The sequence below is a fragment of the Anaerosporobacter sp. genome (assembly GCF_965301125.1).
Map to the genome: position 1 here is coordinate 1 of NZ_CBDLAM010000156.1, position 8815 is coordinate 8815.

An 8815-nucleotide genomic window follows, 5' to 3' on the forward strand; every position below is an offset into this window, starting at 1 on the left:
AATAACCAATATTCTTTTTTATTTACCTATTGACTTTTGATAGTTGGTCTTTCTAATGATTACTGTTTACTTTCTTGTTACTATCCTTAAGTATGCATGAAATAATCTCTTCTTGTGACGTCTTATCTGCATCTAACAAACCTACCATTCGCCCTTCATTCATAACATAAATTCTGTCACACATTCCCAATACTTCTGGGAGTTCGGAAGAGATCATAATAACCGATTTTCCCTCAGCAACTAATTGATTCATAAAGCATTAACTCTCTTACTTTTCCCCCACAGCAATACCTCTTGTTGGCGCATCCAGTATTAAAACATCAGGATTCGCAAACATCCATTTCGCTAATAATACCTTCTGTTGGTTTCCACCACTTAAATTACCTACATTTTGTTCCACTGAACTACATTTGGTTTTTAGTTTTCCTTTATATTCACCTGCAACACAATATTCTTTATCCTTATCAATCACTGTATATCTACTAATTTCAGGCATATTGGCCATTGTAGTATTAATTTTAATTGAGTTACTAAGAATAACACCATTTCCTTTACGGTCTTCCGTTACATACGCTAATTTGTGACGAATTGCGTCTTTCACTGTTTTTAGCCTAACTTCTTTACCATTTATTGTAAGGCTACCTGAAATATTCGTACCATAACTTTTTCCAAACACACTCATCGCTAATTCTGTTCTACCGGCTCCCATAAGACCTGAGATACCAACAATTTCCCCTTTACGAACAAACATACTTACGTTATCTACAACTTTACGCTCTTTATAAAGTGGGTGATATACACTCCAATCTTTAATTTCCATGGAGATATCGCCTAGCACTTTCTTCTCTCTCTTTGGGAATCTATCAGTTAATTCTCTACCTACCATACCTTTAATAATTCTTGTCTCTGATATCGTATCTTTGGTCTTATCTAATGTTTCTATCGTTGAACCATCACGAATAACCGTAATACGATCTGCTACATAAGAAATCTCATTCAATTTGTGTGATATGATGATTGAAGAAAGGCCTTCCTTCTTAAATTGTAATAACAAATCTAGTAGAGCCTGGGAATCCGATTCATTAAGTGACGCGGTTGGCTCATCTAGTATAAGCAGTTTCGCATTCTTGGCTAATGCTTTCGCGATTTCTACCAATTGCTGTTTTCCGATACCTAAATCCTTAACAAGTGTCTTTGACGATTCCTTCAACCCCACTACTTTGAGATATTCATCTGCCTTACCATATGTATCAGTCCAACTAATGTTGAATTTAGAACCTCTTTCATTACCAAGAAACATATTCTCACCAATCGTCATATATGGTATCAATGCTAGTTCTTGATGAATGATTACAATTCCCTTATTCTCACTATCTTTTATTTGCTGAAACTTACACAAGTCTCCTTCATAAATAATTTCACCTTCGTATGTACCATATGGATAGATTCCACTTAGCACATTCATTAGTGTTGACTTTCCAGCTCCATTCTCTCCTACCAAAGCATGAATCTCACCTTTTTTAACTTGCAAATTCACATTATCAAGAGCTTTCACACCAGGAAATGTCTTGGTTATATTCTTCATCTCCAAAATTATATCAGCCAATTAAATCCCTCCATTTTCCTTGTCTATGTAACCATCAACGCATAGGTTCAAGTTTTGAAAGGGACTGACATATCTGCCAGTCCTTTCAAAACTTGTGATTCGCGCTATTTTAATGCATCTTCTGTATAATAACCCGAATCAATTAATAATTCTTTATAGTTGCTTGCATCAGCAAATACTGGTTCACAAAGATAGGAAGGAATAATTCCTGTTCCATTATCATAGCTCTTTGTATCATTGATTGGCGCTTCTCCGCCTTTCATAATTGCATCTACCATTGATACAACTTGAGTAGCTAATGTACGAGTATCTTTAAAGATTGACATAGATTGTTTTCCAGCAATCATGTTTTTAACGTTAGCAACATCACAATCTTGACCTGTAATAACTGGATAATCACCTGTATAGTTGGCTTCTAAAGCATTCTCAACGCCAAGAGCAGTTGAGTCATTGGAACAAAGAACAACATCTAATTTAGATCCATCTGCATAGTAAGAGGATAAGATATTTTCCATTCTTGACTGTGCTGCATCCGTTGCCCAGTTAGCTGTAGCAACTGTAGCGAAATCAATTTGTCCAGAAGAAACTACAAGTTTTCCAGCATCGATGTATGGTTGTAAAACATCCATTGCACCACTGTAGAAGAATTTTGCATTGTTATCACCAGGGTCACCTGTGAAGATCTCCATGTTAAATGGACCTGCTGCATTATCAAGATCTAATGCTTCTTTAATATATTCTCCTTGTTTTGTTCCCACCATATAGTTATCAAATGTAGCATAATATGTAACTGCGTCTGAATTCATAATTAATCTGTCATAAGCGATAACAGGGATACCTGCATCTTTTGCTTGAGCAAGTACTGTTCCTAGTGAATCGCCATCAATTGAAGCGATAACAAGTAATTTGCAACCATTGGAAATCATGTTCTCTACCTGAGAAACCTGTGTTTGGATATCATTTGATGCATACTGAAGATCTACTTTGTAACCTGCTTCCTTTAATTCTGCTTCCATGTTAATACCATCTTGGTTCCATCTTTGCAAATCTTTTGTTGGCATGGCAACACCAACTAAACCACCGCTTTCACTACCTGAACTAGCTGTTTCTTTACTGTCGTTTGATGAGTCATTTGAAGATTTCTTGTTGCAACCTGCTAATAGGGTTGCTACCATTACAGCTGTTAGTAAAACACTTAGTAATTTCTTTTTCATATGTCATCCTCCTTTTATTATAAGAAACTTAAGCAGTCAGCATATATCATCGCTTCCTTGCCTTGAACTAACTATATCATGAAAGGAATAGTATTAGATTGCCTTGTTCTTCATATTTTAGTGCTATAACAGTCCTATAAAAAAGAGGTGCTAGCACATATTTTCACTATGCACTAGCACCTCTGCTATTCGTCTGAATCCCCTTCACTTGGTACATTCAGATAAACATCCTCTTTTAAGTGATAACCACTATTGATGATTACTTCATCCATATTTTCCTTAGTTACGGCAATCGGTTCAAGAAAAACATAAGGCACTTCCTTATCACCATTTTTCATCGTCTTCAAATCATCAATTGGTTCCTTCTTAGCCAACTTAATTGCATACTCTGCTGCCGTTTGGGCTAATTTCTCAACTGGCTTATAGACAGTCATAATTTGCGTCCCTTCAACAATTCTTTGACAGGCTTCCAAATCTGCATCCTGTCCTATAACAAATACCTTACCAGCTAGACGTTTCTCAGCTAAGGCTCTTACAACTTGGGTTGCGATACCATCATTTCCACACATAATCCCGTCAACCTGTTCGATTAAGTCCATATTTGCATAGACATAATCTCCTCCAAGTTCCGCTTTCCAACCATCACAATTGATTGCATCAAGGATTTCCACTCCTTCCCTGTCCATAACCTTACGAAATCCTTCGTCTACATAAAGCACATTGTTATCGGTTGTCGGACCACAAATCATAATTACTTTCTTTTTCTCTAGTCCCTCTTGTACAAGAGATTCTGCCATCACTTTCCCAACCATCTCATTATCAAAGGATATGAATAGATCCACATCCGATTCATTAATCATACGGTCATAAGCAATTACCTTAATTCCAGCATTTTTCGCTTTCTTCACAACACTACGAAGTTCATCACTATCAATGCTTATTATAACAATAACGTCCATTTTCTTTCGTATAAAGTACTCAATTTGTTCTATCTGCTCGTTTGCATCCCCATTTGCATTCTGTACATTAACCTCTGCACCTAGTTCCTTTACTGTCGATACGAAAACATCTCGATCACGTTGCCACCTCTCAATTACGAACGAATCAAAACTCATGCCAATCTGAATCTTATCTGTTTTCTCTTCTGCCAATGTTTCTTTTTCTTTTTCTTTTTCTACTTTACTACATCCTGACATAGATAGTAAGCAAAGTACACAAAGCAGAACTACATATCGTTTCATGCTTATATTCTTCCCTCCTTATATTCCGTAGGCGTCACTCCAACATTCTTCTTAAAAGCCCTACTAAAATAATTTGGATCTGAATAACCAATCATACAGCAGATTTCCTTCATGCTATATTCAGAGCCCACCAGTAATTCTTTTGCCTTCTCTATCCGTATATTTGTTACATATTCAATAAAATTCTCTCCTGTCTCATCTTTGAAAATCTTACTAAAATAATAGGGACTGATATCCACTTCCCTTGAAACATCATCTAATGAGATATCCTTCGTATAATGCGTATCTATGTATTGTTTTGCTTGACTTACCACTCCAACGGATTGTTCTTCAATCTTCACAACTATTCTTCTGCAAGCTTCTGATAACTTGTCAACAAACCAAGCTCTTAAATCTTCTAATACTTCTAATTTAAGTAAGGTAGGTAGATATTCTTCCCTTGATAAGAAATGATATGTCATCCCACCACTTAGATAAGCCAAGCGCTCTGCCCACAAAACAAGCTCTAGTACTTTTAAACGAATATCCATAATATGATCTGAATAATTCTCTTCAAGCCAATCGAAGAAACTATTAGCTGAAGCAATAGTTCCATTCAGATCCCCTTTCTCAACTCGTTCAAGCATTCGTTTTTCGATATCAGCAGGATAATTATCAGCGTAAGTACATTTGATGGGCAGATCGTCTACATGTGCTACTGAATTGGTTGTATCAACTAATGAAGTTAACGCCTCGTTATAAGAGGTCATCGCCTCATGAATATGTCTAATAGATCCAATCCCCAAACGAAATGCCACATTGGTACGTTTTTTAAGCTTTCTTACTAATTCTCTAGATTTCTCTATAATTTCAATTCTATCATTGTATTCTAGTTTGTCTTTACTTTCTGGTAAATACATAGCGATCTTGTTGGCCATAACAGATCCCATAATAATATCAGGAAAATATTCTCTTACTGTTTCTCTTACATCACGGTAGCTATTTTGAATACGAACACTTGCACCAACTGCATTGGTCATATGGTTTCCCTCTTGTCGTTCCCCACAAACTAACACTGCCATGAAACCATACTCCAGTTCAATGCCTAACAACTGTTTGAAATTAATTATATCCTCTTCAAAATACTCTTGAAAAAGCATTGTATATAGGAAGCCATTCTCTATAATTGGTACTACTGTTTCTAGTTTTTCCTTGATGATCAATTCATTGCTTCTCTTTACTCGTTCTTCATCGATTAATGTCATTGCTTTTTTAAGAACCATAATGATTTTATTTCTTTCAATGGGTTTATTAAGATATTCTAGTACTCCGAGATTAATTGCTTCCTTAGCATAGTCAAATTTATCATAAGCACTGATAACAATGAACACAACGTTACGATTTGTCTTCTTAATCTCTCGCATTGCCTCAATACCGTTAATTCCTGGCATATGAATGTCCATAATAGCAATTTCTGGCCTAAAATGCTCCGCTAACTCAATGACACTTCTTCCAGTCTTTGCGGATTCAACGATACAACTTTGTCCAAATTCCTTTTCAATAATAAATCGCAAAGAGTCTATCACGATTCCTTCATCATCTGCTAACATAATCCGATACATTATACCAATCCTCCCAATGTATTTACTTAGTTGATATACGAATTATCACTTCTGTTCCCATATTTTCCCCATCACTATGGATTTCAAAAGCATCTTCATCATTGAAGAATAATCGTAATCTACTAATCACATTATTAAGGCCAACTCCATTAGAATCCTTTGAAACTTCAGACTCATTCAATTGACTATTCATAATATCAGAAATCATCTCTTCAGAAATCCCGATCCCGTTGTCCTTAATACTAATACATACGTAATTATCCTTCTCATAAACAGACAAGACAACTAGACCTTGCCATTCTATATTTCGAATCCCATAATTTATACAATTCTCTACAATCGGTTGCAAAATCATACTTGGTATTCGAATACGTGGTAATTGATCAATCATTGCCTCTTCTATCCGTTTCTCATAATGTATCTCTCCAGAGAATCGAACATTCAAGATATAGATATAATTATCAATTAATTCAATCTCTTCCCCAAGTGTAACGGTTCCATTATTCTTCTTCACATTATAACGGAAAAATTCTGCAACGTTTTGTATGTATTCATAAGTACGGTCAGCTTCTTCCATCATGGCTAGCTGAGCACCTGCATTTAATGTATTAAAGAGAAAATGTGGATTAATCTGCGCTTGCAGATATCTAAGCTTAGCATCTTTTAGATGTGTCTCCATCATAAATTCTCTTTCCTTCATCTGACGTTCCTTCTCCATACTATCTCTAATCTGATTAATATATTCCTTCAAGGATAATACCATCTTATTGAACGCCTTACCTACTACAGCAATTTCGTCATGAGTTTCTACTTCAACTAATTGCATCTCAAGGTTTCCTTTTGCAACTTGATTTGCTGTCTCGGCTAATTTACGTATCGGTTTTGTAATACTCTTTGTTATTATGGTAATTAAAATAATATTGCATAATGCGATTAGTAACAAAATTGTTAAACTAACATATTCGGTATATTGTAATGATAACGAGAGTGTTTTGTAACTTCCTGTGTTCTCCATGAACTGTTCATTATTCAAACTATATATATAGCTACAGATATATTCATATAACTCGGTAGCCTTCTCGTAACGAATCTTGTATTTTTCTACATTTCTTCCTCTTTTGGCATCAATTGTTTGATTCGTCATGTCTAGATAACTCTCTGAGATATTACGAATATTCTTCTCCATTCGTTGTAAACGATTGTTTGTTGTAATCGTATTCAGTTCATTAATTTTATTAGAATATTCTTGTTCCACCCGATAATATTCCTCCATTGCATCTGATGTCTTCGTATTCAGATAATCTGTCATATTATCTTGTACTTCTCGTAGGGAATCTGTTAATTCATTCAAATTAACATTACTAAGATAGATTTCATCTAACTGGGTAATCATCTGATTAATATTATAGTACATGTACACATTTACCAGAAGAATTATAACTGTTGTTGCAACAAATGAAAGTAAAAGTTTTGTCTGTAAGGTGATGCTTAGTACTTTATTCTTCACTAGCATCACCTCCTAGATACTTGCTTACATTAGAGGCATCAATTACTGTCGTATCAACAGAGTAATAATTACTAACATGTCCCATCTTGCTATATTCAGTAAGTGCATCAATACAGTACTCACCTAACGCTTTGGCATCAACTGAAATGGTAGAATAGATAACATTTCTTTCGACTGCTTTTAAAATAGTTTGCGAATCATAGTATCCAATTATATTGATTACTCCTACTTTATTGTAGTCAACAACTGCTTGATACACACATGTGGTATTAATCTCATTTAAACATATGATAATATCTGGTAATTTATCCTTATTCATGAATATATCACGTATAGATTCTTCTGCTGCAAATGCACCTTGGCTATTCAAAGCTTTGGCAGTGACTTGTATCTCCATTCCATTATTATAATTTCCTTCTATGGTCTCTTGAATAGAGGAATAAATCATATTCTGACTTGTATCCTGTGCGTTGGCATCAATCAAAACCATAACATTAACACTAGAATCACTACTGTAACCTTCTTTGTCCTCGTATTGTTTTGCCAATTCACATACTTGCTTTCCGTACTCTCTTCCTAGATTATAGGTACTAATTCCTACATAACTTTGTCGCTCACTATGTGTATTATCTTTCATGGCAGTAATAACTGGAATTCCCCGTTCAACGGCTTCATCAATCAAATCTGTCATCTCTTTCGTTTCATTTGCTTCTAAGATAATACCCTCAACATCAGCTTCGATTGCCATTCGCATCAATTGTGTTTCTGAATACTTTTCACTAAGATTAGCACCAAACATTTCTAGAAAAGCATTATTCTCGTTTGCTACTACACTTGCAGAGTCATAGACAGAATCCCAAAACGATGAATTTCGCTCCGAGGGTATCATAACATAATATTTACTGTAGTTTTTATATGTACTGGCTTGGCGATATAGGTCACTTTTGTTGATTTGAATCTTGAAGAATACAATTCCTCCTATTGTACAAACCAACATAAATACCACACATAACGCACCAGCCATGATGAATCTCTTATTCGTTCCTATCTTCTCATTCTCTCCCATACTTACGTCATCACCATCCTAAGATTGATTCTTAATTCTATTCTACCATTCTTATACAGTAATGATAAGAAGAAATTTTGAAGATTATTACAGCAAAAATATGCTACTAGAATCGACTCAACTTATTTAGTCATTATATGGTAGAACTGTTCAATATCTTTTCTGACTTGTCGTTTATCCTGGTTTGTTCTTCCCATTCTATCGCAGTAGCCAAGTAGCGCAACTTCTCTCACATCTGTTTTTTTCAGTAAACCTTTTCTATCCGCATAAGGAAGGTTTCTAATTACAAATAAGATATGCATATGATAGCGTACTAAATTAGTAACTTCATCGATAAATTCATGATCATCCACTAAAGATTCTAAAAACTCTATTGCAAGTTTCTCACCTACTTTATCATGGTCATAGGAGGTAATCTTTCCTTTTCTAATTTTCGTTGTTCTTGGTTTTCCGATATCATGCAATAGAGCTGCCCACATGAATATCAAGGGATTCTTACTTAATTCTTTTAATTTAGCTGCAGTATCTACTACTAACAATGTATGATTCCACGCATCGCCTTCTGGATGATGTTCTGGTG

Annotated in this window: 6 protein-coding genes and 1 pseudogene; all 7 read right to left on the reverse strand. The window is 35.1% G+C overall.

Going from position 1 to position 8815, the window contains the following annotated elements; translation table 11 throughout:
* Positions 1–52: 52 nt before the first annotated feature.
* A pseudogene (locus ACW2QF_RS14915) lies at positions 53–1606 on the reverse strand (ATP-binding cassette domain-containing protein).
* 104 nt (positions 1607–1710) lie between these two features.
* Positions 1711–2820 (reverse strand): multiple monosaccharide ABC transporter substrate-binding protein, encoded by a 1110-nt coding sequence (chvE, locus tag ACW2QF_RS14920; protein WP_455716804.1) that lies wholly within the window; start codon positions 2818–2820, stop codon positions 1711–1713.
* 185 nt (positions 2821–3005) lie between these two features.
* A complete protein-coding gene (locus tag ACW2QF_RS14925) occupies positions 3006–4061 on the reverse strand; it encodes a sugar ABC transporter substrate-binding protein (protein ID WP_455716805.1) in 1056 nt (351 codons plus the stop codon).
* Between the two features lie 2 nt (positions 4062–4063).
* Positions 4064–5662, reverse strand: coding sequence for a response regulator transcription factor (locus tag ACW2QF_RS14930; RefSeq protein WP_455716806.1), 1599 nt, complete (start codon positions 5660–5662; stop codon positions 4064–4066).
* A 22-nt stretch (positions 5663–5684) separates the two neighbouring features.
* Complete coding sequence (locus ACW2QF_RS14935; protein ID WP_455716807.1) at positions 5685–7169, reverse strand: sensor histidine kinase; 1485 nt, start codon at positions 7167–7169, stop codon at positions 5685–5687.
* Positions 7159–8235 carry a substrate-binding domain-containing protein gene (locus tag ACW2QF_RS14940; RefSeq protein ID WP_455716808.1) on the reverse strand — a complete coding sequence of 359 codons (1077 nt, stop codon included), beginning with the start codon at positions 8233–8235 and terminating at the stop codon, positions 7159–7161. The genes ACW2QF_RS14935 and ACW2QF_RS14940 overlap by 11 nt, the downstream gene beginning before the upstream one ends.
* 122 nt (positions 8236–8357) lie before the next feature.
* The coding region (locus ACW2QF_RS14945) for an HD domain-containing protein (protein ID WP_455716809.1) at positions 8358–8815 on the reverse strand (458 nt) is incomplete at its 5' end.

Bases quoted from the DNA above. Each gene is read 5' to 3' on its own strand.
- chvE (WP_455716804.1), bottom strand. From the start codon at position 2,820: ATGAAAAAGAAATTACTAAGTGTTTTACTAACAGCTGTAATGGTAGCA.
- ACW2QF_RS14925 (WP_455716805.1), bottom strand. From the start codon at position 4,061: ATGAAACGATATGTAGTTCTGCTTTGTGTACTTTGCTTACTATCTATG.
- ACW2QF_RS14930 (WP_455716806.1), bottom strand. From the start codon at position 5,662: ATGTATCGGATTATGTTAGCAGATGATGAAGGAATCGTGATAGACTCT.
- ACW2QF_RS14940 (WP_455716808.1), bottom strand. From the start codon at position 8,235: ATGGGAGAGAATGAGAAGATAGGAACGAATAAGAGATTCATCATGGCT.